The sequence below is a fragment of the Insulibacter thermoxylanivorax genome (assembly GCF_015472005.1).
In the GTDB taxonomy this organism is placed as follows: domain Bacteria; phylum Bacillota; class Bacilli; order Paenibacillales; family DA-C8; genus Insulibacter; species Insulibacter thermoxylanivorax.
The window spans coordinates 1-23569 of record NZ_BMAQ01000041.1 but is presented as its reverse complement, the minus strand read 5'-3'; the positions used below and the strand labels follow the sequence as shown (position 1 = coordinate 23569).

At 50.5% G+C, this 23569-nt stretch carries 28 protein-coding genes and 1 other annotated feature; of the genes, 17 read left to right on the top strand and 11 right to left on the bottom strand.

Translation table 11 applies throughout. The annotated features are described in order from the left end of the window. The first annotated feature begins 123 nt into the window (after positions 1 to 123). Complete coding sequence (locus PRECH8_RS12930) at positions 124 to 822, top strand: DUF2225 domain-containing protein (protein WP_200967522.1); 699 nt, start codon at positions 124 to 126, stop codon at positions 820 to 822. Here PRECH8_RS12930 and PRECH8_RS12925 read toward each other — a convergent pair. Continuing rightward, complete coding sequence (locus PRECH8_RS12925; protein WP_200967521.1) at positions 817 to 1014, bottom strand: YycC family protein; 198 nt, start codon at positions 1012 to 1014, stop codon at positions 817 to 819. The two genes, PRECH8_RS12930 and PRECH8_RS12925, sit on opposite strands and share 6 nt — an antisense overlap. Before the next feature lie 101 nt (positions 1015 to 1115). Next, positions 1116 to 2372 carry a methyl-accepting chemotaxis protein gene (locus PRECH8_RS12920; RefSeq protein ID WP_200967520.1) on the bottom strand — a complete coding sequence of 419 codons (1257 nt, stop codon included), beginning with the start codon at positions 2370 to 2372 and terminating at the stop codon, positions 1116 to 1118. Positions 2373 to 2590: 218 nt separating this feature from the next. On the opposite strand from PRECH8_RS12920, the gene PRECH8_RS12915 reads away from it, so the two are divergent. After that, complete coding sequence (locus PRECH8_RS12915) at positions 2591 to 2983, top strand: O-methyltransferase (protein ID WP_200967519.1); 393 nt, start codon at positions 2591 to 2593, stop codon at positions 2981 to 2983. A gap of 294 nt (positions 2984 to 3277) precedes the next feature. Here the strand turns inward: PRECH8_RS12915 and PRECH8_RS12910 are convergent, their stop codons facing one another. After that, a complete protein-coding gene (locus PRECH8_RS12910) occupies positions 3278 to 3442 on the bottom strand; it encodes a hypothetical protein (protein WP_200967518.1) in 165 nt (54 codons plus the stop codon). Positions 3443 to 3540: 98 nt separating this feature from the next. Next, on the bottom strand, positions 3541 to 3768 hold the full coding sequence (locus PRECH8_RS12905) for an alpha/beta-type small acid-soluble spore protein (RefSeq protein ID WP_200967517.1): 228 nt from the start codon (positions 3766 to 3768) through the stop codon (positions 3541 to 3543). Positions 3769 to 3916: 148 nt separating this feature from the next. Continuing rightward, positions 3917 to 4189 (top strand) — a binding site (T-box leader). A 107-nt stretch (positions 4190 to 4296) separates the two neighbouring features. On the opposite strand from PRECH8_RS12905, the gene trpS reads away from it, so the two are divergent. Then, positions 4297 to 5277, top strand: coding sequence for a tryptophan--tRNA ligase (trpS, locus tag PRECH8_RS12900; protein WP_200967516.1), 981 nt, complete (start codon positions 4297 to 4299; stop codon positions 5275 to 5277). Here the strand turns inward: trpS and PRECH8_RS12895 are convergent, their stop codons facing one another. Continuing rightward, positions 5278 to 5454 carry a hypothetical protein gene (locus PRECH8_RS12895; protein WP_200967515.1) on the bottom strand — a complete coding sequence of 59 codons (177 nt, stop codon included), beginning with the start codon at positions 5452 to 5454 and terminating at the stop codon, positions 5278 to 5280. It lies immediately after the preceding gene. Between the two features lie 126 nt (positions 5455 to 5580). Between PRECH8_RS12895 and PRECH8_RS12890 the strand changes: the two genes are divergently transcribed. Then, complete coding sequence (locus tag PRECH8_RS12890; RefSeq protein ID WP_200967514.1) at positions 5581 to 5808, top strand: alpha/beta-type small acid-soluble spore protein; 228 nt, start codon at positions 5581 to 5583, stop codon at positions 5806 to 5808. 102 nt (positions 5809 to 5910) lie between these two features. Here the strand turns inward: PRECH8_RS12890 and PRECH8_RS12885 are convergent, their stop codons facing one another. Both PRECH8_RS12885 and gerQ read right to left on the bottom strand, forming a co-directional pair. Further along, positions 5911 to 6903 carry a metal-dependent hydrolase gene (locus PRECH8_RS12885; RefSeq protein WP_200967513.1) on the bottom strand — a complete coding sequence of 331 codons (993 nt, stop codon included), beginning with the start codon at positions 6901 to 6903 and terminating at the stop codon, positions 5911 to 5913. 162 nt (positions 6904 to 7065) lie between these two features. Continuing rightward, complete coding sequence (gerQ, locus tag PRECH8_RS12880; protein ID WP_371871216.1) at positions 7066 to 7470, bottom strand: spore coat protein GerQ; 405 nt, start codon at positions 7468 to 7470, stop codon at positions 7066 to 7068. Between the two features lie 321 nt (positions 7471 to 7791). Here gerQ and cyoE point away from each other — a divergent pair, with 321 nt between their 5' ends. Both cyoE and PRECH8_RS12870 read left to right on the top strand, forming a co-directional pair. Beyond that, on the top strand, positions 7792 to 8679 hold the full coding sequence (cyoE, locus tag PRECH8_RS12875) for a heme o synthase (protein WP_242457578.1): 888 nt from the start codon (positions 7792 to 7794) through the stop codon (positions 8677 to 8679). A gap of 7 nt (positions 8680 to 8686) precedes the next feature. Then, on the top strand, positions 8687 to 9328 hold the full coding sequence (locus tag PRECH8_RS12870) for an SCO family protein (protein ID WP_200967511.1): 642 nt from the start codon (positions 8687 to 8689) through the stop codon (positions 9326 to 9328). A 144-nt stretch (positions 9329 to 9472) separates the two neighbouring features. Here PRECH8_RS12870 and PRECH8_RS12865 read toward each other — a convergent pair whose 3' ends face one another. After that, the gene (locus PRECH8_RS12865) at positions 9473 to 9757 is read right to left on the bottom strand and encodes a hypothetical protein (protein WP_200967510.1); all 285 of its coding nucleotides are present in this window, start codon (positions 9755 to 9757) and stop codon (positions 9473 to 9475) included. 1398 nt (positions 9758 to 11155) lie between these two features. Continuing rightward, positions 11156 to 11524: a toprim domain-containing protein gene (locus PRECH8_RS12860; RefSeq protein WP_200967509.1), complete on the bottom strand. Its 369-nt coding sequence runs from the start codon at positions 11522 to 11524 to the stop codon at positions 11156 to 11158. A gap of 518 nt (positions 11525 to 12042) precedes the next feature. On the opposite strand from PRECH8_RS12860, the gene PRECH8_RS12855 reads away from it, so the two are divergent. The 7 genes from PRECH8_RS12855 to PRECH8_RS12825 all read left to right on the top strand — a co-directional run bounded on the left by PRECH8_RS12855 (position 12043) and on the right by PRECH8_RS12825 (position 19911). Then, entirely contained in the window at positions 12043 to 12588 is a 546-nt protein-coding gene (locus PRECH8_RS12855; RefSeq protein WP_207161803.1) for a hypothetical protein, read from the top strand. Then, positions 12585 to 13352 (top strand): HAD family hydrolase, encoded by a 768-nt coding sequence (locus PRECH8_RS12850; protein ID WP_242457577.1) that lies wholly within the window; start codon positions 12585 to 12587, stop codon positions 13350 to 13352. The genes PRECH8_RS12855 and PRECH8_RS12850 overlap by 4 nt, the downstream gene beginning before the upstream one ends. Positions 13353 to 13554: 202 nt before the next feature. Then, complete coding sequence (locus PRECH8_RS12845; protein WP_200967507.1) at positions 13555 to 15591, top strand: peptidoglycan D,D-transpeptidase FtsI family protein; 2037 nt, start codon at positions 13555 to 13557, stop codon at positions 15589 to 15591. Positions 15592 to 15623: 32 nt separating this feature from the next. Beyond that, positions 15624 to 16361 (top strand): Cof-type HAD-IIB family hydrolase, encoded by a 738-nt coding sequence (locus tag PRECH8_RS12840; RefSeq protein ID WP_200967506.1) that lies wholly within the window; start codon positions 15624 to 15626, stop codon positions 16359 to 16361. Positions 16362 to 16388: 27 nt separating this feature from the next. After that, positions 16389 to 18026 carry a putative polysaccharide biosynthesis protein gene (locus tag PRECH8_RS12835; protein WP_200967505.1) on the top strand — a complete coding sequence of 546 codons (1638 nt, stop codon included), beginning with the start codon at positions 16389 to 16391 and terminating at the stop codon, positions 18024 to 18026. 166 nt (positions 18027 to 18192) lie between these two features. Continuing rightward, positions 18193 to 19143 carry a COX15/CtaA family protein gene (locus PRECH8_RS12830; protein WP_242457576.1) on the top strand — a complete coding sequence of 317 codons (951 nt, stop codon included), beginning with the start codon at positions 18193 to 18195 and terminating at the stop codon, positions 19141 to 19143. A 48-nt stretch (positions 19144 to 19191) separates the two neighbouring features. Continuing rightward, the gene (locus PRECH8_RS12825; RefSeq protein ID WP_207161802.1) at positions 19192 to 19911 is read left to right on the top strand and encodes a Cthe_2314 family HEPN domain-containing protein; all 720 of its coding nucleotides are present in this window, start codon (positions 19192 to 19194) and stop codon (positions 19909 to 19911) included. Between the two features lie 151 nt (positions 19912 to 20062). Here the strand turns inward: PRECH8_RS12825 and PRECH8_RS12820 are convergent, their stop codons facing one another. After that, positions 20063 to 20308 carry a NifU family protein gene (locus tag PRECH8_RS12820; protein WP_200967503.1) on the bottom strand — a complete coding sequence of 82 codons (246 nt, stop codon included), beginning with the start codon at positions 20306 to 20308 and terminating at the stop codon, positions 20063 to 20065. 177 nt (positions 20309 to 20485) lie between these two features. Here PRECH8_RS12820 and erpA point away from each other — a divergent pair, with 177 nt between their 5' ends. Together erpA and PRECH8_RS12810 are read left to right on the top strand one after the other, a co-directional pair. Continuing rightward, complete coding sequence (gene erpA, locus PRECH8_RS12815; RefSeq protein WP_200967502.1) at positions 20486 to 20839, top strand: iron-sulfur cluster insertion protein ErpA; 354 nt, start codon at positions 20486 to 20488, stop codon at positions 20837 to 20839. Between the two features lie 379 nt (positions 20840 to 21218). Next, positions 21219 to 21359 carry a sporulation histidine kinase inhibitor Sda gene (locus PRECH8_RS12810; RefSeq protein ID WP_200967501.1) on the top strand — a complete coding sequence of 47 codons (141 nt, stop codon included), beginning with the start codon at positions 21219 to 21221 and terminating at the stop codon, positions 21357 to 21359. A 1-nt stretch (position 21360) separates the two neighbouring features. Here the strand turns inward: PRECH8_RS12810 and PRECH8_RS12805 are convergent, their stop codons facing one another. Then, positions 21361 to 21624, bottom strand: coding sequence for a hypothetical protein (locus PRECH8_RS12805; RefSeq protein WP_200967500.1), 264 nt, complete (start codon positions 21622 to 21624; stop codon positions 21361 to 21363). Between the two features lie 364 nt (positions 21625 to 21988). On the opposite strand from PRECH8_RS12805, the gene PRECH8_RS12800 reads away from it, so the two are divergent. Continuing rightward, complete coding sequence (locus tag PRECH8_RS12800) at positions 21989 to 23179, top strand: NAD(P)/FAD-dependent oxidoreductase (RefSeq protein ID WP_200967499.1); 1191 nt, start codon at positions 21989 to 21991, stop codon at positions 23177 to 23179. Positions 23180 to 23255: 76 nt separating this feature from the next. Further along, entirely contained in the window at positions 23256 to 23513 is a 258-nt protein-coding gene (locus PRECH8_RS12795; protein ID WP_200967498.1) for a hypothetical protein, read from the top strand. Positions 23514 to 23569: the final 56 nt, after the last annotated feature.

Here is a 23569-nt window from a genome sequence, read left to right as displayed (position 1 = left end):
GGACACAGAAAAGTTAAACCTGCCGTCTTTGTCAAGGGCTTCTGTCCTATCGGATGGCTGTGTTCATTGCTATAATGAGGGATCAATCGACGACTACATGAACGATGGGGGAGATGAATTGACGTGGTAGATCCCTTGTACCAGGTGAATTATACCTGTCTCCAATGCGGTAAGGAATACGTCTCTTCAAAGGTAAGACCAAGTTTTAGGCGGCCGTATAAGCGCGATGCGGACTTATGTCACCATTATCGGGAGATTAACCCGGAATATTATGTGGTGCGCGTATGCAAACATTGCGGATTCGCTGCAACGGAGAACTTTACGATGAGGATCTCTGAATCACAGAGAGTGCGCTTCATGGAGAGAATCGGCCGGCAATGGCAGGGATATGACTACGGCTATGAACGCACTTGGGAAGAGGCTCTTAAGACATATAAGCTGGCGCTGCTCTGCGCTCAGATCAAAGAGGAATCCAGCCGCGTAATCGCAAGCATCCTGCATCATATCGCTTGGATGTATCGGTATCAAGGGGATGCGGAGAAGGAGAAGCGCTTCCTTCAGCATGCTTTGGATGCATATATCACTGTCTATGAGAGCGGAGAAGAAGAGCTGAATGCAGCCAGGCTGATGTACATCATAGGCGAGCTGAACCGGCGGCTCAAAAATTATAACGAAGCGATCAGATGGTTCTCCCGCGTGATCAACGACAAGCGGATCATGGATGCGAATATGATCAGAGCATGCCGTGAGCAATGGGCCGTGGTCAAGGAGGAGATGGAAGAGGAGAAGCGGGCCAAACAATCAGCGAGCAGTCGCTTATGACTGCTCGCTTTGTGGTGACTGATCTTGATGTTGTGACTGATCTGGGTCCCGCTGACCCTTATCCTGCTTAGCAAGTTGTGCAAGTTTCTGCAACAGGATATGCTGCGGCATATGCATGAGATGCTCGATCGGGATGTTCAATTCCTTGGCCAGTTTGACCGCAGTCTCCGGTGAAATCTGCAAGGGGCGCATCGCTTGACCTCCTTCGCTTAACGGGATATGTCAAGCTTAGAGTGTCCGATGCCCCTTTGTCAAATGCGATGGTAGCGGGACTTACACCCAAGGAGTATGTATTAGAATTTGAAAATCTGAATCGTCCGCTGCAAATCGTTGACCATGTTCGACATCTTCTCTGCTTGCTGTACCATCTCTTCCGCAGAAGCGATCTGTTCGATCATCGAGGCGGATACCTGCTCGGTGCCGGCAGCGGATTGCTGGGTGATCGCCGAGATATTCTCCATCGTGCTGGCGATCTTCTTCGCGCTCTCCAGCATGTTGCGGCTTTCCCTTGTGAAGTCAGAGATTCGCTCAGCGATGAATCGCGTGCTGTCGACGATCTCTGCGAATACCCGCGATGTTTCCTGAATCAATTCGTACTGGGCATCAACGATTGCTTCGTTCTTGTCGATGTTGGCGATCGCCAACTGAATCCCCTGTTCGATATTGCGCACCAGGTTGAACACTTCCTTCGCCGAGGAAGCGGACTCCTCAGCCAGGTTGCGTACCTCTTGGGCAACAACTGCAAAGCCCAGACCATGCTCGCCGGCACGCGCAGCCTCGATGGAAGCGTTCAGCGAGAGCAGGTTCGTCTGCTCGGCGATCTCCGAGATCGTTCTTGTGATCTTCGAGATCCCTGCCAGGGATTTCGCCAGCTCATCGATTGTATGGGCTACATTCTTCGTCGCTTCGACGTTCTCCGTCATTCCCTCGGCCTGGCTTTCTACGGCCTTGCGTCCGGTTTCGACGAGGGTGATCGTCTTCGCCGAATGGTCATTCATCTGCTGCGTCGACTGGACGAGATTCGTGATCATCAGTTCGATGGATTTAAGTGCGCCGGAGATTTCCGCGACATCCTCGGAGATCTGGTTGGCTCCTGTAGCCAGTTCATTGGTGGACGTGGATACTTGGTTAAGCACGTCCTTAAGGTTCACATTCTTCTGGTAGATATCGCGTCCTGTCTCCGTAACATGCTTCGAAATCGTGGTCGTATTGTTCAGAATATCCTTCAATTTATCGATCATCTGATTAAAGGCGCGGCCAAGTTCACCAAGGGAGTCATCAGATGTGACGGTTACCCTCGTGGTGAAGTCGCCCTTCGCGATGTTCAGAGCGATCGTAGAGATGTCGCGAATCGGTTCCGTCAGCAGGTTCTCAAGGAACTTGATGAGCGGATAACAGCCGCCCGCAAGCAGGACCACCAAGATGATCCCGAGCGTTGCATGCCCGGCTGAGATCGAGAAGATAAGCAGAGCTAGAGAGAATACAGCGACGATCGTATAGCAGCCAATTAAGAGCTTCTGGGAAAAAGAAAGCGCTTGTAATCGATTCATCATAGCATGTCCCCTTATCTATAACATTATAGGGACATTATACCACTTGCTGATGTCTTGGTCCACGCCAAAGATCGATCAAATCTGAGATTTTTGCTGAATTACAGTAAAAATTATATAGAAATAGAATTTTATTGTTGAAACGGTATTATCGAACTAGTATAATTGTACGTGGCACGCTTTTCCAATTACAACTTATAGACTAGGGGAGGAGGGGAATGATGAATTTGGACCAGGTCCCGCTCATCCGTCAACTGGATCTGGTGTTTCGACAGTTAAATGACGAGCTGGCCCATTTAAGTTCCGGCATCATCTTCGTTCATATCCGTAATAATGTCATCGGCAAGTTCGGCATTCGTCATGATCCGATTCAGAACAAGGGTGACGGGTTTGAACTCAACCGGACTGGGCTGAGCGAAAGGCATCGCATGGCATTTCGCCAGTTGGCGCTGGAATCACTGAAGTATAAGAAGCAATGGACCCACGGAGAGATCCAGTTCGAATTCGCCTTGAAGAACAACACACTGGTAGCCAGTGTGCAATTCGAATCTAACTATAATATGGCGAATCTGCTGAGCCCAGACTCTCTCTCGCGGCTGTCCAAATTATGAAGATGGCAGAATGAAGCAGAGCAGAATGAGTAAAACTGAATGAGTAAAGAATGAGTAAAGCTGGGCGTCGGTGATCCGAGGCTCAGCTTTACTCATTTTGCGCTGTTGCTGCGGTTGCGGTTGAGTCGTCGCTGAGCCTGAGATGAAACTAAGACGACTGAGACGTTGACGCTGAGACGATAGAAAGTGTCGACTCAGCATGGGAACTGCACGTGTTGCGGCTGAGACGATAGAAAGTGTCAACTCAGCATGCAAATGTGCGCAGCAGCACCTGAGACAACAGAATGTGTCGACTCAGTTATTCTCTCGGTCTTCATTGATATGTTCATGCAATTCGTCTTGCTCGTCGAGTTGGATCAGTTCATCTTCGACTTGCATGAACCCGCCGATGGTGCCTACCCGGTACGAATCCATCATCTGCTCTCGGATGATCTCGACTCCATCATCTTCTTTGGGCATCGTAAACCTCCTTTCGTGATTAAGCATCTGATGCGATTCAAGCCTAGACATCAATCAGATCAGTGATCATGCGGATCAGCGATTATCTAGATCTGCGATCATCGCATTATATTCCCTGCTAACGTCTGTTCAGCGATTTGAACCAGACGGCGCACCATATGTCCGCCGATGGCTCCGGTATCGCGTGCGGCCGTATATCCCATGTACCCATCCTGCGGAATCTGAATTCCTAACTCTTGTGCCACTTCATATTTTAGTTGGTCCAAGGCATTGGCCGCCTCCGGCACAACCAGTGCGTTAGATGTGCGGGTTTGTCCTTGCGCCATCATATCACCTCCATTTGCCATTTGACAGGTATTATGCACCAATTGCGTTCATATTACGCTCGTCTATCGAGGGAATAAGCGGCAAAACCAGAACCGTTTGACCGATGCTAAGCAGATGAGTATACTATATGGATAAAAGGTGAATGACGACATAGCGATGAGAGAAAATAGTAGGCCGTTGCCACAGCTCAAGAGAACCGGTGGTTGGTGCGAACCGGTGCGGTGGGCGGTTGAATGGGTTCTCGAGCGCGAAGCTGAAACTTTGCAAGGGAGTAGGTGGAGCGGTTTGTCCCCGATATCGGACAGTAGAGACAGCGAATACGGTGTACAACGGTTGGTTGAGTCAGCTGGTTGTATCGGTTGCAGTACCGTACATGCGTCGCTGTGAATAAGGGTGGTACCACGGCCTCTCGTCCCTTGACGAGAGGTCTTTTTTGTATCTGATCATTGGATCTAATCTTTGCACCTAATCATCGTATCTGAGCAATGATGGGCACACCAGAAAATAACAGAAGGAGATGGATGAATATGGCGAGAGTTCTGTCTGGTATTCAACCGAGCGGACAACTCACCCTGGGCAATTATATCGGCGCCCTGCAAAACTTCGTTAAACTGCAGCATGAACATGAATGTTACTTTATGGTCGTGGACTTGCATGCGATCACCGTCCCGCAGGATCCCGAGCTGCTGAGGGAACAGACCAAGACGGTGGCAGCGCTGTTCATCGCAGCGGGCATCGACCCGAATCATGCGAATGTGTATCTGCAATCCCATGTCCCTGCTCACGCAGAGCTGGGGTGGCTGCTCACGACTTTGACTTATATGGGTGAGCTGGAGCGCATGACCCAATTTAAGGAGAAATCCGCAGGCAAGGAATCGATCGGCGCGGGGCTATTCGTCTATCCTGCCTTGATGGCGGCGGATATCCTGATCTACAATGCGGATCTGGTACCCGTCGGCGACGATCAGAAACAGCATCTGGAGCTGACGAGGGATCTGGCGGAGAGATTTAATGCGCGCTTCGGCGAGACCTTCAAGCTTCCGGAACCCTATATTCCGAAAGTTGGAGCAAGGATCATGTCCTTGGACGATGCTTCTAAGAAGATGAGCAAGAGCAATCCTAACCCAAACAGCTATATCGCGATGCTGGATGAACCGGATGTGATCCGCAAGAAAATCCGGCGCGCCCAAACAGACTCTGGACGCGAGGTCAAATATGATCCGGAAAATAAACCGGAGATCAGCAATTTAATCAGCATCTATACCCATTGTTCAGGGATGAGCATCCCTGAGATCGAGGCACACTATGAGGGCAAAGGATACGGGGATTTCAAGAAGGATCTGGCAGAGCATGTGGTGAACACGCTGGCGCCGATCCAAGAGCGTTATCGCGAGATCCGCAGTTCGGGGGAACTGGAAGACGTGCTGCGGCGCGGTGCGGAACGTGCTTCTGAGGCGGCAGAAGAGATGCTTCGCACCGTGAAAGAGAAGATGGGCTTCGTCATCTAGTTATGTATTTTTCTTGCGAAGCCGCGCTTTCACCACGAAACCGAGCCCGATATGGAGCAGAGTAAGCACGAACAGCGTGATGCTGAGCCAAGGCATGCGAAAACTAAGAGATCCTGCAGCTGCTGTGAGAAGCACGGTGCCCATGACAGCGAAGTATAAAGCCAGCCCTTTGTTCACGGGGGCTAAGCCTCCTTTCACCTTGGAATATTCCTTCTCGGATGAATATTATCTTCTCAATGTATCATACTAACTTTGCAAGCTTGCTACAATCATCAGTGCAGATTGAAAGGAGTGCTTCAAGCAATGGCAAGAGGTCAATCTCGCAGCAGTAACACACTGGTCGTCCCGCAAGCTAGTCAAGCACTGGATCAATTGAAGTACGAAGTTGCACAAGAGCTGGGTATCCAGATTCCGCAAGATGGATACATGGGCTACATGGCAACCCGTGATACGGGGGCGATTGGTGGACACATCACACGCCGCTTGGTGCAAATCGCAGAGCAAGCGTTATCTGGTACACAAGGACGATAATTGCAGAGCAGGATGATACATGAAAGGGCTGTCCCTGGAGTTTGTATTCCAGAGGCAGCCCTGTTTTTGTGTGCTTTAGTGATCAGGTACTTTGGGTTTGAGTCATCGCTCTTGTGGTTTGAGACGAAGTTTTTTCTCAAGTTTCTCATCACTTAACCAGCCGACATAGGAATTCAGCGGCTGAAGTTCATGATCGAACAGTGCAATCGCCACGAAGGGATACTGCTTGCGATGCAGGTAGCGGATGTCCGTCCACCGGACTTCATATCCCCAGTCATGCTCGATGCATTTTGGACAAGCGAAGTCAGTGAGGTTCAGCAGCGCTTGCACATCTTCCAGTTCCTTCGATGCCTCGATGGCCGGATGACGCTGGCATCGCAGTTCATCCACCCATATGAATCTGCGCTTCTTCCATTCCCCGATGCGGAAGCTTGCCTCGCCGGCCCGGGTCTTGATGACGTTCCAGACGCCGATCTTGTATGTCGGGAAGAGATCGTAACGGTCCTGCGGTTTCAGATCGGGATCTGAACGGAGCAACTTGTGCTTCAGGCAGGCTCGGGCAGCGGTACGCCAGATATAGTAACAAACAATGATGATATATAAGCACGTAAAAAGAATCTGCGGCGGCTGCACATGTAAGATCCAGAGCAGGATGGTGACCAGATGTGCGGTGAAAATAAATGGATCGAAGATGTGGATAATGTTCCAGGCGATCCACCGTCGATAGAAGGGGGCGAGAGCCTGGGTACCGTATGCGTTGAATAGATCTTGCCATACGTGGATACATACGGCGATGAAGGTCCAGAGCAGAAGATGCCCAAGGTATTCCGTATCGGTAATCGCAGCCGCAGCACAGCTGATCAGGATCGTCCATAGGACAATGGCCGGGATCGAATGCGAGATCCCGCGGTGATGGCGAATATATAACGCGTTGCTCTTCAGCCTGAGCAGCGTATCGAGATCGGGAGCTTGTGAGCCGGCAACGGTGCCGATGAAGACAGCGACTGCCAGCTTCGGGTCAGCAGCGACCACAGGATCGATATGGGATAATCCGGCAAGGCCGACACCGACTGCAGCATGGGTAGCAGTATCCACCCTTGTCACCTCCCTCGCTCTTTCGCCTAGCTTCGTTTTATTCTACCATAAGATCCGGTACGTCTTTCATGCAGAACATCATATTAGGAAGGAAGAACCGCTGTTTGACCAATTTCGATCTTGGAGCCACAGCGGTGAAGCGGGAAGGGGATGGGTTTGAACTTAGAAATAATTTAACTCTTCATCGAAGGTGATATAATCGAGATTCACCATGAGGAGCAGATACCTCATCCCGGTACGCGGATCGCTGATGATGATATGATCGCGCCCGGCGGCTTCCAATACCCCTTTGAAGATCTTGGCATTCCACTCCGAGTTGTTCTCGAAGGTCATATAGATGGTTGCGACCTTGCCAAGGTTTAAACGCAGGATATTCTCAATAAAAGATTGTTCCAGCGGCAGCTGTCCGGGGAGCTGCACGCCTCCCGCTGGCTGCTGAGCAGAGAAACCAGGTGCTCCTGCCGGGATAGGCTGCTGTTGATGCATCTGCATCTGGTAGTTCTGACCCATCATCGGCTGTCCGTAGGCACCATAGCCGCCCATCATCGGTTTCGCTTGATAATCCATATCAAGTTATTCCTCCTCATCTCACATGTTTTTTCGGCCTTAGGCGATTATCTGCATTCTTAATGTATTGCGGCTGGGCTGATGTTGTGAATGTTACAGGCGCCCATTTTTGGGCAACGATCTTTTCTGTGAGACTTTTAACGGTTAGCATACCGCAGTTCCGACAATATCTTGAACAATGTGCCGTTGAAGTTGTCAAACAAAATAGTGGTTGATATGATAGTAGGACGAGATTGTCAATGACAAAATACGCCTTTAATCGTATCGATGTTGGATTATGAGCGGGGGAAACTTGGAGATTATATTAAGGAGGAACGTATCTTGTCGGAAGTATCGGCAGTACCGCAGGTTACTTGGAGAGACTTCATCACGCTGACGAAGCCCGGGATTCTGCGTTCTAATCTAGTGGCGACATTCGGCGGTTTCTGGCTGGCTTCCAGATGGAATATCGATTGGTTTCTGATGATATGGGTACTGATCGGGACGACGCTGGTCATGGCCTCATCCTGTGTTTTTAATAATCTCTTAGATCGCGAATATGATATGAAGATGAATCGCACGAAGAATCGTGCCTTGCCGGCCGGACGCATTCATCCCAAGATCGTATTCTGGTACGGCGCCGCACTTGGCATCTTGGGACTGGCGGTGTTCATCATCTTCACCAATCTCACTACAGTCATGCTTGCACTTGTCGGCATGTTCGTCTATGTAATCGTCTACACTCTGTGGCTGAAGCGGACTTCAACCTGGTCGACCTCGGTCGGAGCGATCTCGGGCGCGATGCCTCCTGTGATCGGTTATTGTTCGATCGAAGGTGTGATCGATATGGGAGCCATCCTCTTGTTCGTGATCCTGTTCTTGTGGCAACCGCCGCACTTCTGGGCGCTGGGGATTCGACGCAAGGATGAATATCGCGCGGCAGGGTTTCCGCTGCTGCCGGTGGTGAAGGGCGTGCGCCGCACCCAATGGCAGATGATCCCTTATGTTGCATTGCTCATTCCATCTGGAATCTTGCTGTTCTATTACGGATATGTGGGCTACATATTCCTCATCGTCTCGACCATCCTCGGCTTGATGTGGCTCGTATTGTGCATTCGCGGGGTTCGAGGTCAGGATGAGACGAAGTGGGCGAAACAGGCATTTTTGTTCTCCATTCAATATTTACCGATCGTTATGTTGGTAATGATCATCGATACCGTGAAAGGGTGAGTGACCTATGCAGACTGCACGCAACAATTGGAAATATTGGATACCGCTTGCCGTTGCTGTTGTGATCGTGGCAGTTATCGCATATTTTCTGCTGAGCCGCGTGAGTTTTGGTTCGAAGCTGCCTAATGAAGGGCCAGCTCCGGCATTCAGCATGTATGATCTGGAGGGGAACGAGGTTTCCCTGGAAAACACTGCAGGGAAGGCGAGATTGGTTTATTTCTATTTCGCTCATTGCCCGGATGTGTGTTCACCGACCAACTATATGTTGTATGAAGTGCAGGAAGGGCTGAAGAAAGCAGGGGTGTTCGGCGACGGTGCGCTCATCATGTCGATCACTTTCGACCCGGAGCGCGATACGACAGAACATCTGCTGGAATACAGCGCAAGCATGCAGGCTGATCTGGAAGGATGGTATTTCCTAAGACATGACGATGTGGACATGGTCCGGGAAGTGTCCCGCCAATATGGTGTGGAGGTCATCCCGAGCGGGGAAGGCGACTTCATCCATGCGAATATTTATACCTTGATCGATGGCAATGGGAATATTCGCAAGACCTACTCGCCGAATGTACCGCTTCTCTTCAGTCCGGAAACGCGGGATGATTTTATCGCAGAGATTATAGAGGATATGGTTTCTTTGGCGAAGTAAAGGATTGAAACCGCGGAATTGTGAGACGACAGACTCTGTTGATTCAAGCACGTCGAGGCAGGAACTGCGTGTGAGACGACAGAAAGTGTTGATTTAGGCTTCGCGGAGGCGGAATGGGTGCGTGAGACGACAGAAACTGTCGATTCAATGCGCACGCAGGCGGAATGGCGGGTGAGACAACAGAAAGTGTTGACTCAGCGTGTGATGAAGCGGAATCGGCATATAAGACAACAGAAACTGTTGACTCAGACTTTGCGTGGGCGGAAATGCAGCTGAGACGACAAATCCTAATGACTCAGCATAAGCAGAAGCCGCAACGATGAGCGAAACGACAAGAACGATCGTCTCAGCACACAAATTTTGGATGAATCCATTGCATTTTTGACGGAAAATAATATATATAACACTAAAGGAATATAATTTGTTCATCGTTATGGCGAAGCACGCCTCTAATCCGATCAAGGGTTAGAGGCGTTATTTTTTTGATAAGGAAGGGATTGAGAATGAGGTTTGAACGAGAGTGGGATTTATTCTTGCAAAGTCAGATTGAGACGGCTCGAGGCAATCGGAAGGAAAGACTCCTGCAAGATTTGATCGGTGAGAAGAAAATGTTTCGAGAAGCGTTATGGCCTGTTTTTCAAACTTTCGAAGGATTTATATTAGAATTCCCGCTGAGAAGCACTTCAGGTGTGACCATCTATGTAGATTCATGCTATGAGCCCCTTAAGAATTGCTTTTGAAAGTGAGGGATATATCGCTCATGCTGAGAACATCACGCGTGATCGTTTTGCATTCGAGCGCATGCGTATTCGCACGTTAGCGTTGTATGGATATAAGTATATCCCTTTTAGCTGGGATGAATTGGGGAAGCGCCCGGGATTGTCAACGGGCTGTTTATGAACTGCTGGGCCGATATTCTTATACCAACGAATCGATGATTAACGAATTAAGTGTATATGAAAGAGAACTCCTTCGATACGCACTATGGTTAAACAGGCCATTTCGAAATGAGGATGCTCAGCTGTGTTTACAACTTGGTGAAGTAACCTGCAGGAAAGTCTTAAAAGGCCTGTTGGAGAAAAAATTAATCAAAGCCGCGGGTTCTGGTCGACTGAAAATCAGATGGTACGAACTCGATGAGCGGGCGATGAACTATATCCTGCAGCATTAAGATCCTTTTGTGAATGAGCGGACGGGTGTGATGACAAGAACTGTCTATTCAGCCGATAAGGATGTGCTACGCGAAGTGAGACGATCGAATGTGTCGATTCAGCGTACGAAGAGGCGGCGGCGGTGGTTGAGACAACAGACTCTGTTGATTCAGGCTTGTTGAGTCAGGAACTGCGTGCGAGTCAACAGAAAGTGTTGACTCAGCCTTCGCGGAGGTGGAGTGGGTGCGTGAGACGACAGAAACTGTCGATTCAATGCGCATGCAGGCGGAAAGGCGGGTGAGACAACAGAAACTGTCGATTCAGCATGCAGAATGACCGAGACGAGGCGTGAGACGACAATTGTTGTTGTCTAAGCTGCGTGGGGATAGGAAAGGCGCGCGAAACGACAAAACATGTTGTCTCAGCTGTGTCGTGACAGGACGAAGTAAGTGAGACGACAGATCCTGTTGTCTCTGAGTGCGCGTACGGATAAGCAAATTTCATATGTGCGGGGGATGCGCAGGGTAAACGCGCGGGGCTGCCCATCAGTCAGTCATGTCAGTCATGGCTGACTTGCTGGACAGCCCTTTAATTGTGCAGGTGCTTTCATCATGCCAGGTGATGCGTTCACCTCAGGTCATGCTCCTGAATATAGAGCTTATGTCATCGAAATATATCATCCCTCGAGTTCGGGAAATGCAGTGGTAGTCGGGTAGATGATGTAGGATTCCAGGCCGGCTTTTTCGAGTTGTTGAATCAGGTACTCATCGGGAGTGCCTTCGACGCCTGCATAGCCTCTCTTCGTGTAGATATGTTCGGCATCGAGGAAGGTCTCGCTGAGCATCGCGCGAATCTTCCTGCCCGAGGCATCGTTGTCCGTGAAGATGAAGACATGGTAGCGGGAGCCGATCCGTTTGATCTGCTCCAATCGGTCTGTTCCTGGAGTCCCGTAAGTACACAGGATCTCGATTTCGCTGGACAGAAGTTTGCGAAGACGTTTTTTGTCGTTTTTGCCTTCGACGATAATCATAAGCGGAAGCGTCATAGCGAATCTCCTCCAAGATGCAGGCCTTAGAGATCTCGTAAACCTCATGGTATATCATGGTCCTATCTTCATAGAGTATACCTGATTCCAGGAGGCCTTGCATCTTGTAAGAGTTATTCAACAAGCGCCGGAGGCGGCGCTTGTTGAATGCTGCGCGCTCCGACAGACATAAGGATCAATATGTCAGGATCAGCTGTGAATGTTAGGTTAGAACGTGCGCAAGATGATGACAAGCAAGATGTAGAGAACAAGAATTACAGCAGTTGACGTGTAGAATGGATAAGCTTCTTTGCCTGCTGACATATCGTTCACCCCTCTTTCCAAGCACAAGATCGAATCGACGATACATCATATGTAGGTATGGAGAGATGTCGTGTGTACGTTAACCTAGAGCAGTGATATTTCCGCAAGCCAAATACGCTATGCTCCGGGTCTATGGCTTCTGCATTTCGCAAGACCGGGTTTTGCGCTATAATAGAGTCTAAGTTGGAATCATGTAGGAACAATCCAAGATTTGCATGACCAACGGTCAATCAGTGATCAACTGTGATCGATCAACAGCGGCACTGATCATGCCCATGATCACGCCGATCATCGATCCATTGATCCAACAATTGTGGTGGGAGGATGTCATGGATTTTGCTATTGAACATCTGATGGCTTTTGTCCAGGAGAAATGGTGGATCATCTTGATCGCTGCCGTCGTGCTGGTGATTATCATCAAAGTGGTCAAAGCCATCGTCAAATGGCTGCTCGTAGCAGCGATTATCGCAGGACTTGTACTGTATGGTCTGAATTACGAACCGATTAGAGAGGCTGTGGATTCGGTGGCTGAATACTCCTTAGACGCAGCATTTCAAGCCATGACGGGCGAGGCAGAGGATGCCGAATATACGATCGAAGAGGATGGCAGCTTCACCGTAGTAAGTAAGAGCATCAAGATTACGGGAGCCATCGGCTCGGACAAAGTCACGGTGTACTTCCATGGCGTGAAGCTTGGGGAAGTGACGATCACCGATGCGATTCGGTCTTATATTGAGACGGCACAAGGAGCATCGCAATGAGTCAAACCATGGACAACCAAACAAGCCGTTTCTTAAGCAAGACGCCGATTCCTTCCTTAGATTCGTTTGAGGCCGTGTGGTTCGATGCGGGCGATACCCTGATCACGATCCCGGAGACGCAGAAGTTGTTCGCCGCCTACTTGGCTGACCGCTCGTTCAACGTGAGCGAGGAGCGGATCATCGAGGCATTGAACGATGCTTTCACGAATGTGTATTACGGCTGGAAGCCGGATTCTTATACCGCTTGTTCGCCGGAATCGGACCGGGCATACTGGGTCCGCTTCTATCGTTATGTCCTGGAGAGATTGGGGTTGTGGGCCTTCCTGGACGAGTCGCTCGCGCTTCGCATGTGTCACGAGTTGTACGAGTTATATATTTCGCCTGATCATTACATCCTGTTCGATGATGTGATCCCAGCCCTTGAGGCATTGCAGGACAAGGGCTTTAAGATGGCGGTTGTGTCGAATTTTGCGCCTACCTTGCCGGATATTCTCGCTGCCAAAGGCGTGGATCGCTTCTTCGATCCGATCGTCGTATCGACTTTGGCGGGCTATGAGAAGCCTGATCCGCGCATTTTCCGGCATACGCTGGAGATTACGGGGCTGGATCCTGCGAAGGTCCTCTATATCGGCGATCATGAGACGAATGATCTGTGGGCTCCTGCCCAAGTCGGAATTCAGGCGATTCGCATCAAGCGTTATGATTATCAACAAGGTGAAGGGATCTGGTCGCTGCTTGAGCTTGTTGACACAGGAGTTTCCTAAGATTACAGGCTATGCAGTAAGTGAGTCATAAGCGCAGCAAGCGGATCATGATGTGCAGCTTATCAGCGGTAAATGCAGCGTGAATCATGGGCACCGCTTGTCAGCATCCGACGCAGCTCGTATGTCATGATTACGCAAGTCATCAATAAATTCGCCAGTATTGATACAGTACGTTACAAATGTCAGGCTGGGAGGTGGTTGAATGAGCGGACCGGCAAATCAAGACCCGCAGAAGCTGCAGATTATTAAGAAGCGGAGCTTCGCCTTTCGATTGAACATCTTTTTCTTCTTGACCTTTATCTTGTTCTCTGTACTTATCGTGCGTTTGGCATTCCTACAGCTGGTAGAGGGGGAGTCCTACGCGGCGAAGGAGATGCAGAATGAACTGAAGACCAATACGATCCCGCCGATTCGCGGCAATATTCTCGACCGAGAGGGCAGGCCAATCGCTTATTCGACCTCGACTCAGACCTTATATTACCGCTTGAACAATGAGAGTCCGGAGAAGCTGATCAGCATGGCGGAGAAGCTGGCGGAAGTCTTCCGCACTTACGGCGAGGATCCCGAAGAACAGCTGACCGCCGAGGAGATCATGGAGCGGATGGATGCATGGTACGGGTATGACGGCAAGCGGCGCGAACCGCACAATTATTCCTGGGTGCCGCGACGGATCAAGACGGATCTCAGCGATGGGGAGATCGCTTATTTTGTCGAACATCGGGATGAATTCCCGGGCTTCGAGATCATGGAAGAGAGCATCCGCAACTATGTGCTGGAAGATGACGGCGAAACTGGCATCGCCGTGCAGCTCGTCGGCTACCTGCGGCAGTTCTCCACCGCCAGCAACCTCCCGGATTCCTATCTGAACATCTATAAGGATCCGGATCTCACCTATGAGTACTTACCGAATGAGAATGTCGGTTTAGACGGCATCGAATTTGCCTATCAAAAACACCTGCGCGGTAAGAACGGCTATCGCACGTATACGGTGGATTCTCAAGGCAATATCACCAGTGAAGTGACGGTGCAAGCGCCGACTAAGGGCAGCGATGTGTATCTGACGATCGATATCGACGTTCAGCTTGCTGCCGAACAGGCCATAGAAGATCATATAGCGTTTATGAAACAGCCGGACCTGAACCCTCGCACCTACGGCAAAGGCGCACAAGCTACAACGGGATACGCAGTTGCCATGGAAGTGGATACCGGCAAAGTTGTTGCCATGGTCAGTTATCCGGACTATGATCCGAACATATGGCGCGGCGGGTGGATCTCGACGGAAAACTACGAGAAGTATCAGTACTTCTTCAAGAACGGAACGATTCGTGAATCCTACCCGAACTACGAGGATGATGAAGAGCGCAAGAAACACCCGACGTCTCTTGTATATCTGGGTTCCACGATTAAGCCGTTGTCCGTGTTAATCGGCCTTCAGGAAGGGTTGTTCACTCCGAACGAGTACTATTACGATACAGGAGAATACTACTTCGGCCGAGATCGAACACGCATCACCAACTCCAACAGAGCCCGCTATGGACGCATCAACGCCGAAGATGCGATCCGCGTATCTTCCAACACCTTCATGTCAGCGATGATCGGGGAACGCTTGGCGAAGCGTGAGGATGGTCTCGAGATCTGGGATCACTGGATGGCGCAGTTCGGTTTAGGGGTGTCCACCGGCAGCGGCCTGCCGAATGAGAACCCCGGGGTGAAGGATTACTACCACGAGGCCAAAAATGCCAGCACCTTGTCCGCTCTCGTCAGAGCATCGTGGGGACAACAGGCGAAGTATACAACGATGCAGCTGGCCCAATATGTAACGACCTTAGCGACTCGCGGTCAGCGGGTAAAGCCGCAATTCGTCGAGAAAGTTGTCGCTCCTGACGGCTCGATCGTCGAACAGTTCGAGGGGCCGGAAATCTTGAATGTAGTCGATGTTAAGGACGAATACTGGGATATTGTCCATCGCGGGATGTTGAGGGTGTTCACTACGGGATTTGAGGATTTCCCGTATGAGGTTGCAGCAAAGACCGGAACCTCCCAGCAGCAGGTCTACGGCGGAGAGATCGTGGACAATGCGGTGTTCATTGCCTATGCACCGGCTGATCAGCCTAAACTGGCCGTGGCCGTCGTGGTGCCGGAAGGCGGTTATGGAGCATATGGAGCGGCGCCTATTGCCCGGGCAATATTCGACGCTTATGATCAGAAGATCGGACTGCGGAGTGAGCCGACAGAATAATCAATCATGGAACTTCAATAGGAGTGGAATAGATGACCAGATACAAAATGATCGCACTGGACATGGATGGTACGCTGTTGAATGAGCAATCACAGATCAGTGCGGCAAATCTGCAAGTGATCCGTGAGTGCAGTCAACTGGGCGTGACGGTCTGCTTGTCCACGGGACGGGGAATCTATAACGTATCGCCTTATATCGATGAGATCCAGATCGAGCTGCCCATCGTTGCTGCCAATGGCAGCGAAGTTTGGGAACATCGGGAGAAGCTGATTACACGCATCACGATGGATGCAGACCTTGTCGAAGAATTGCGCAATTGGGCGCTGCAACATGATGTTTGGTACTGGGGATCTACCACCGAACAAGTGTTTAACAAAGACACCTGGAGTGAAGATCCTTATGCGGAACAATGGTTGAAATTCGGCGTCTATACAGAGAATGTTGAACTGCTTACTGAGCTGCGTCAACGTGCGGAAGATATGGGACGCTTCGAAATCACGAATTCTCATCCTTATAATCTTGAGTTTAACCCGCGGGGCGTGAATAAGGCTGCCGGACTGGCAATCTTATGCGAGCGGCTCGGATACGAGATGTCGCAGATCATCGCTGTAGGCGATAGTCTAAATGATCTCGCGATGATTCGTGAAGCAGGTCTGGGTATCGCCATGGGCAATGCTCAAGATGAAGTCAAAGAAGCAGCTGATATGGTTACCCTGTCGAACAATGAAGACGGAGTTGCTCATATCCTGCGCCAAGTTGTTCTTTCATAAGGGAGACCGTGAAGGGGAGTTCTAGCATTGGATAATGAAGCAGCATCGGTCCGCCAATCACTGCTAAGGGGTACGATGATCTTAGCGTTGGCGGCTTTCGTCGCTAGATTCTTAGGGCTCATCCAACGGGTCCCGCTGCAGTATCTGCTCGGCGACGCAGGGATGGCAACCTATGGAATCGCATATAATATTTATTCCGCCTTGCTGGTCATCGCAACAGCTGGGATTCCAAGTGCTCTGAGCAAGCTGATCTCCGACCGTACGGCGCTCGGGCGGCACCGGGAAGCCCTGGATATCTTCCGTGCGGCGGCGAAGTTTGCGTTTACCGCAGGCCTTGTCATGACGATATTCCTGTTCATCATCGCTCCATATTACGCGGAGTACATCACGAAGGACCGGGACGCAGCTCTGGCGATTCGCACGTTAGCTCCGGCGATGCTGATCTTTCCGCTGATCGCCGTGATGAGGGGCTATTATCAAGGCCGGCAGATCATGATGGCGCAGGGGATGTCCCAGATCATCGAGCAGATCCTGCGCGTCATCACCGCTGTTTCTTTAGCCGGCATCCTCATATGGCTCGGCTATGATCAGGCCACAGCTGCAGCCGGCGCTTCTTTCGGCGGCGTGGCAGGAGCGATCGGCGCGTTATGCGTGATGCTCTGGTATTGGCTGCGCAGCCGCAAGCAGGACAAGCCCTTGTATGAACAAGAACAGTTTTACTACCGCCAATCGACGCGGGCGATCTATCGCCGGATCTTCCAGCTTGCGATTCCGATCTGTTTCGTCTCGCTCAATGTGCCGATGATCTACTTCATCGACTCCTCGATTACGATCGGTTTGTTGGAAGGCAGCATCGGCTATGAGGCGGCCAAGGAGACCCTCGGGATCTTATCGGGACGCGCTCAGTCCTTTGCCGGCATCGCACCTGTCCTGGCGATCGCCGTCGGCCAGACGATCCTGCCTGTCGTCAGCTCCGCCTATGCGCAGCGCGATATGGAGAGGGTGCGGACACAGAGCGTCCTGGCGCTGAAGGTGACGATCTTAACGGCGCTGCCGATCGTGCTGATGCTCTGTGCGGCAGCTCCTTCGTTCAATGGATTTCTATTCGGGGATACAGAGGGATCGGACATCATCGCCATGCTTGTGGCAAGTACGCTGTTCCAAGTCATGATGATGACCACGGGATCGATCTTGACAGGACTTGGCAAGACTTATCTTACCATGCGGATCGTAATCCTCGGCATCATCGTGAAATTGGTCACAAGCATCCTGCTTGCTCAGTTGTTCGGGATCTATGGGATCGTCGGCGCGACGATGCTGACCTTCGCCTTCATCTTCACGCTATATCGATATGTCTTGCGGAAGATGGTGCGATTCTCGATCTTTACGATGAAGCAGTGGGTGCTGCTGTTCGTCTCGACAGCCGTGCTGGCCCTGCTCGGCTACGGCCTGCATGAACTTCTGAGCATGCTGATCGCTACGCCGCTGGTTAGACTGAACGATATGGTCATCGCTTCGATCGTCAGCTTCGTACTTGGTGTCGGTTATATCCTGTTGATCCTGAAGTTCCAGTTGGTTAACGATGAAGATCTCGGTTACATTCCTGACCGTGTGCAGAAGGTGCTCGTGAGACTGCTCGCCTTCGTGCCGAAGAGATTCCGCTGATGCAGATATGCACTGATAGGGAGTTTCCCGAAGATCGAGAATTTCCTGAGGTCCATGCGAATGTCAAAACTTGTTCACATCTTTCTCGTATGGACGTGGAAATTGTCACATTGTAAGCGATATAATGATAGCGGAACACACTTAGGAAGTAGAGGTGCAGGAAGTCTTGAACCGTATAGTCAGGAATGTATCGCTTCTATCGTGTATCGGCATGTTCTTCGTCCTGATCGCTGGCGTAGCCGTGACGAAGATGGATGCCGGCCGGGGCTGCGGCACCGACTGGCCGCTGTGTAATGGCAAGTTCATCCCGGCTTATACCGTTGAATCCTTCCTAGAGTACAACCATCGCCTGATCTCGGGGATTGTGGGGATCATCGTCGCGGCGGCCTTCGTGCTGGTATGGCGCTATATGCGGGAGAACAAGGAAGCGGTCATCTATGCAGGAAGTTCGCTCTTCTTTACCGTTTTGCAAGCGATCCTCGGCGCGATGGCCGTCGTACAGCCGCAGTCAGACGCTGTCTTGGCGCTTCATTTCGGGTTCTCGCTGATCGCCTTTGCATGTACGTATCTGCTCGTCAAAGCGGTTGGCAGATCCGAGACGGACGCGGGAGAGTCCGAGAACTTCCGCTACAGCAGCGGGTACTATGCCTTGCTGTGGATCTCGGCGATCTTCTGTTATGTCGTCGTCTATCTTGGCGCCTATGTGCGGCATACCGAGTCCTTCGCAGGCTGCACGGGCTGGCCGCTGTGCAACGGAGAGTGGATCCCCGAACTGACGGGAGCAGCAGGCATCGTGTTCATACACCGGTTAAGCGCGTTGATTCTGTTCATCTTGATCGCGTGGGTTACCGTCTGGACGCTTCGCGCTCGTGAGATGCCGGCCCATATGCGCAGAGCGGGAAACATTGTATTCGTCACCATCATCCTGCAGATCTTAAGCGGAGCACTGGTTACATTCGCGCTTGAGAATGCGGATGTCTACGTCTTCGCAGCGATGTTGCACACGATGATCATCGCTGTGATGTTCTCCGTCCAATGCTACATGATCATCGAGGTATGGAAGAGCAGACGTGCGCTGCGCCGTGTCGGTCAGACTGCAGAGACAAGTCTTGGATGATTCGGCCCGTACATACTGCTTCAGATCTTATTAGATGAGGTGAGGCGATTGCTGCGACGTCTGCTTGGAGAGCCGAGTGCAGAGCAGAGTGAACAATTCCGGAAGATCTTCCACTTGATCGATCGATATTGCGGGCAGCTTCGCGCGAGCATCCCCGACGGCATGGAGGAACATGCTTCGATCTACCGCCTTGAGGCCTGGGCCAGAGGTTTCAAGGATTCCTTGAATGAGCTGGAGCAGAGCCAATATGCCGCGGCATGGTTTAGCAAGCGGGTTCATAAGCAGTTCGAAGAAGAGATGGACGCCGGTGAGTTGGCCGATTATCGCTTACACGTCTATTTTTACAAAAATGCCATCGTCCGCGTATTCTCCATTCTCGATAAGCTCGGCTATTTTATGAATGAGCTGTACATGCTGAGGACAGAGCGGGTGAAACCAAGGTATTCCTTCTTTACGGTTCTGCGGCAGATGAGGACGGAGCCCTCCGTACAGGATCTCTATGATCGCCTGCAGAAGATCAAAGCCGCCTATCAGGAGCCGCTGAATGTTCTGCGCAAGAAACGCAATTTGGAGATTCACTACGTGAATGTTGAGATGTTGGATGATCTTCATCAGACGAAGAAGCACTTTACGAAGCTCAATGGGATCGAAGATCTGGAGCAGAGCATGGCTGTGTTGGCGCAGGGCTGTGAGATGGTCTATCAGACGATGACGACGATCTTCGAAGTGTCTTATCAGCGCATCGCTCATTCTGGGATGAGTTCCTGAGGGAAGGTTCGGAGAGTGTGCGCAGGTGAAGTGTAGCGGGAGAACCCTGATCCTTGCCGGCCAGTGTGGTCAGCTGAGGATCAGGGATTTTTGGTTGATACGCAAAAAAAAGCCCCGCCCCGATGAGAACGGCTGGGGTAAGGGCTTGATATTAGTAGACTTGCACCACTTCATGAATGCCTTCTACTTCTTCGCACAGTGCGCGCTCAATTCCTGCCTTCAGGGTGATTGTCGAGCTCGGGCAGCTGCCGCAAGCACCCATGAGTTTCAGCTTGACGACGCCATCTTCAACATCGACCAGTTCTACGTCTCCCCCGTCTCTTTGCAGGAAGGGGCGCAGCTTATCCAAGACCTCGAGTACTTCATCGTATTTGGAATTTGCTTGTACATCACTCATCAGACTGTCAGCTCCTTTCGTACACAATCGTAACTTATGTCACTATACGTAACTTATTATATAACATATTAGGCAAAATGAACATAGTCTGCTGACTTGAGAACGTTCTGCAAGGCCTCTTGTGGAAAGCAGGACTTAGTTGTTATAATAATTCTAAATAAGGAGGTGCAACAAGCGATGATTCAAATCAGTGAAACAGCTTGCGAGAAACTCAAAGCCATGCTTGCTGAACAGGAAACGCCGAACATGTTTCTGCGTGTCGGCGTGACAACCGGCGGCTGCAGCGGATTCTCATACGGCATGGGCTTCGATGATGAACAATCTGAGACAGATAAGGAATTTGAGATACACGGCTTAAAGGTGGTCGTTGATGAGGACAGCGCCAGATATCTGTACGGCGTGACGATTGACTACAAGGAATCGGCGATGGGCGGCGGGTTTACAATCGAAAACCCGAACGCAATCGCCACCTGCGGCTGCGGTTCCTCTTTCCGCACGCGGGAAGATCAGGGCGTACCAGAGCAGTGCTGATCGTTGGCTCAGATCATCCGCAGGACCTCGAAGCATCTTCCAACTGGAGGATGCTTTTTTTGTTTGATTGAATACTTTCTGTGAAGCGAGGAACGGAACGTGATAAATATTTTTTATTCGCTTCTTATCCACAGAGTGTGAATAACTTCTTCCACATATTCATCCTTGATACTAGACGAATGACGACATTTACTAACAAGTCATCGACAGTTTCATTCACAATATTGTGGATAATTAGGAGTTGTTCCTCTTCTAGAGGCATGATATGATGGTTGAGCGACCAAACATTTACAAATGTTGCGCGGGAATGTCGAACTCCGCAAGCTCTTCGCGCTTGCGCTGCGATGATAGATTGAAAGATGTAAGGGGATAGGTGAATATGAGATTGCTGAGCAATGAGAATTTATTAGAATCCTATTATCGAGCTGTGGATTTGAAATTGGATCGGGAGTTTATCAATCTGCTCTTGGCGGAGATCAAGCGCCGCAACCTGCAAGTGAATGTGAATCGCGGGGCATAATTTAGCGGAACTCATGGCTTTGCCATTCCTCGATCTCGCATAAGAAGTTTAATCCGCATACGGTACATTGGCACATATGGATGCATGTGTGATTCGTTCGATCAAGACAGCCATTGGTCATCTTCAGATCGTCGATCTCACGATATGGGGAATACGGCCCGAACCAGTCGCTCATCCTGCCGAGATCTTCTGATGCTGCACGGCACTGCGGGCATGTCTTAGTGATGTTCTCCAGACCGTTGCATACCGGGCACAGGCTGGTCATGCGCCATCGTCCTTTCGTTGAATTTCTTGTTTCGTGCAAGTGTGCTTACGGTTTGTTCTTTAGTATGCACGTATGGTTAGGGGATCATGTACACGAAGGTGTAAACCGTGCACGCCTCTGTTTGCTGTCAGGAGACCTAAGACCTGACGCGGCAGGGGCTTGTTTGATGCCCGAAGACTGCCAAATTAGGACTTGAACTTTCTTATAATAAATTATATGATCTAATTTGAATGACTTTATTAAAATGAAAAAGTATATAAGATTGTGCTTTTTTTCACTAATCCATTAATTATAAAAAGTGGGGTTAATTAGATATAGAGAAAGAATGTACTAACAGTAGAAGTAGGAGATGGATGGGATCATCATGAATCGATTGCCTAGAATCGTCATATTAGGTGCAGGTTATGGAGGCATCGTCACGGCTATTCGTTTGCAGAAGGAGCTTAACTATAATGAAGCGGATGTCACGCTTGTCAATAAACATGATTATCATTATATAACCACGAATCTTCATATGCCCGCTGCAGGAACCGATGACCCCAAGAATGCACGCATTAATATCCTGAATATCATTGATGAATTTAAGATTGTTTTTGTCAAAGCCACCGTGAAGGAGATTCGCCCCCATGAGCGCAAGATCGTGCTCGATGAAGGGGTGCTCTCTTATGATTACCTAGTGATTGGTTTAGGAGGAGAGCCGGAGACCTTCGGCATCCCGGGCATGAAGGAATATGCGATGCATATCCGCAGTTTGAACAGTGTGAATCTCATCCGCGAGCATATCGAATATCAGTTTGCCAAGTTCAAACAAGAGCCTTACCGCCGGGAATACCTCACTTTCGTCGTAGGCGGGGCCGGATTCACCGGCATAGAGTTTGTCGCTGAACTGGCTGAACGCATCCCAAAGCTGTGCAAACAGTTCGATGTAGATCCGTCTTGGACCAAGATCTACAGCATAGAAGCAGCACCGTCGATTCTTCCGGGCTTCGATCAAGAGTTGGTTGAGTATGCACGCAAGACCTTAGAGGACAATGGGGTTGAATTCATCGTCGGCACGCCGATTAAGGAATGTTACCAGGATGGCGTCGTGCTCGCTACCGGTGAGGAGATTAAGACCACCACCGTCGTATGGACGGGCGGTATACGAGGCAACAGCCTGCTGGAGAAAGCAGGCTTTGATGTGGTCCGCGGCCGTGTCCAAGTAGATCCCTATCTTCGGGTTCCCGGTCATGACAATATCTATGTCGTAGGGGATTGTTCCATCGTCATGAATGCCGAGGGCAAGCCCTATCCTCCAACGGCTCAGATTGCGATGCAGCAAGGGATAAGTGTAGCCCATAACCTCGTGGCAACGATTCGCAACGAAGGACTGCGGGAATTTAAGTTTGAGAGCAAGGGTACCGTAGCTTCGCTCGGCAAGCGCAACGCCATTGCCATAGTGGGCAATCGCAAGCTCAAAGGATATAAAGCGTCTCTGCTGAAGAAATTGATCGATATTCGATATCTCTATATGATCGGCGGGATCCCCCTTGTGATTCGCAAAGCCCGGTTCTAAAGAGCAGCGCCTGACATCATAAGGGCGATGGATATCGGCAGCGGCAAGCATCGGTCGGATGGAAGGAGTGGCGTGGATGAGGCATTGCAGTGTGCAGGTCAGAGGTTTGATGACGCGGGAGGAACTGGATCGCTACAACGCATGGATGGAGATCGGCCAGTTCCTGGAACAGCACAACCGCTATGACCTGGCTTATACCGTTCAGAAGGAGATCGATCGTCTCATACAACCGGCGATCGAACGCCTGAAGGAGAAGAGCAGGGAGCGGGACCGCATGACAGAAGAATACCTCCGAGCGAAAGAGCTCGAGCAATCGCTGGAGGATGAACAATAAAAGAAGGATCGGCCGTTAAAGCCGATCCTTCTTAATTGTACGCCCAGCATGGGCGT

Excerpts from the sequence above, each read along its gene's own strand:
- PRECH8_RS12925 (WP_200967521.1), bottom strand. The coding sequence starts at position 1,014 with ATGCGCCCCTTGCAGATTTCACCGGAGACTGCGGTCAAACTGGCCAAG.
- PRECH8_RS12920 (WP_200967520.1), bottom strand. The coding sequence starts at position 2,372 with ATGAATCGATTACAAGCGCTTTCTTTTTCCCAGAAGCTCTTAATTGGC.
- PRECH8_RS12915 (WP_200967519.1), top strand. The coding sequence starts at position 2,591 with ATGATGAATTTGGACCAGGTCCCGCTCATCCGTCAACTGGATCTGGTG.
- PRECH8_RS12910 (WP_200967518.1), bottom strand. The coding sequence starts at position 3,442 with ATGCCCAAAGAAGATGATGGAGTCGAGATCATCCGAGAGCAGATGATG.
- PRECH8_RS12905 (WP_200967517.1), bottom strand. The coding sequence starts at position 3,768 with ATGGCGCAAGGACAAACCCGCACATCTAACGCACTGGTTGTGCCGGAG.
- trpS (WP_200967516.1), top strand. The coding sequence starts at position 4,297 with ATGGCGAGAGTTCTGTCTGGTATTCAACCGAGCGGACAACTCACCCTG.
- PRECH8_RS12890 (WP_200967514.1), top strand. The coding sequence starts at position 5,581 with ATGGCAAGAGGTCAATCTCGCAGCAGTAACACACTGGTCGTCCCGCAA.
- gerQ (WP_371871216.1), bottom strand. The coding sequence starts at position 7,470 with ATGGATTATCAAGCGAAACCGATGATGGGCGGCTATGGTGCCTACGGA.
- PRECH8_RS12870 (WP_200967511.1), top strand. The coding sequence starts at position 8,687 with ATGCAGACTGCACGCAACAATTGGAAATATTGGATACCGCTTGCCGTT.
- PRECH8_RS12865 (WP_200967510.1), bottom strand. The coding sequence starts at position 9,757 with ATGAACAAATTATATTCCTTTAGTGTTATATATATTATTTTCCGTCAA.
- PRECH8_RS12860 (WP_200967509.1), bottom strand. The coding sequence starts at position 11,524 with ATGACGCTTCCGCTTATGATTATCGTCGAAGGCAAAAACGACAAAAAA.
- PRECH8_RS12855 (WP_207161803.1), top strand. The coding sequence starts at position 12,043 with ATGACCAACGGTCAATCAGTGATCAACTGTGATCGATCAACAGCGGCA.
- PRECH8_RS12850 (WP_242457577.1), top strand. The coding sequence starts at position 12,585 with ATGAGTCAAACCATGGACAACCAAACAAGCCGTTTCTTAAGCAAGACG.
- PRECH8_RS12845 (WP_200967507.1), top strand. The coding sequence starts at position 13,555 with ATGAGCGGACCGGCAAATCAAGACCCGCAGAAGCTGCAGATTATTAAG.
- PRECH8_RS12840 (WP_200967506.1), top strand. The coding sequence starts at position 15,624 with ATGACCAGATACAAAATGATCGCACTGGACATGGATGGTACGCTGTTG.
- PRECH8_RS12820 (WP_200967503.1), bottom strand. The coding sequence starts at position 20,308 with ATGAGTGATGTACAAGCAAATTCCAAATACGATGAAGTACTCGAGGTC.
- erpA (WP_200967502.1), top strand. The coding sequence starts at position 20,486 with ATGATTCAAATCAGTGAAACAGCTTGCGAGAAACTCAAAGCCATGCTT.
- PRECH8_RS12810 (WP_200967501.1), top strand. The coding sequence starts at position 21,219 with ATGAGATTGCTGAGCAATGAGAATTTATTAGAATCCTATTATCGAGCT.
- PRECH8_RS12805 (WP_200967500.1), bottom strand. The coding sequence starts at position 21,624 with ATGACCAGCCTGTGCCCGGTATGCAACGGTCTGGAGAACATCACTAAG.
- PRECH8_RS12800 (WP_200967499.1), top strand. The coding sequence starts at position 21,989 with ATGAATCGATTGCCTAGAATCGTCATATTAGGTGCAGGTTATGGAGGC.
- PRECH8_RS12795 (WP_200967498.1), top strand. The coding sequence starts at position 23,256 with ATGAGGCATTGCAGTGTGCAGGTCAGAGGTTTGATGACGCGGGAGGAA.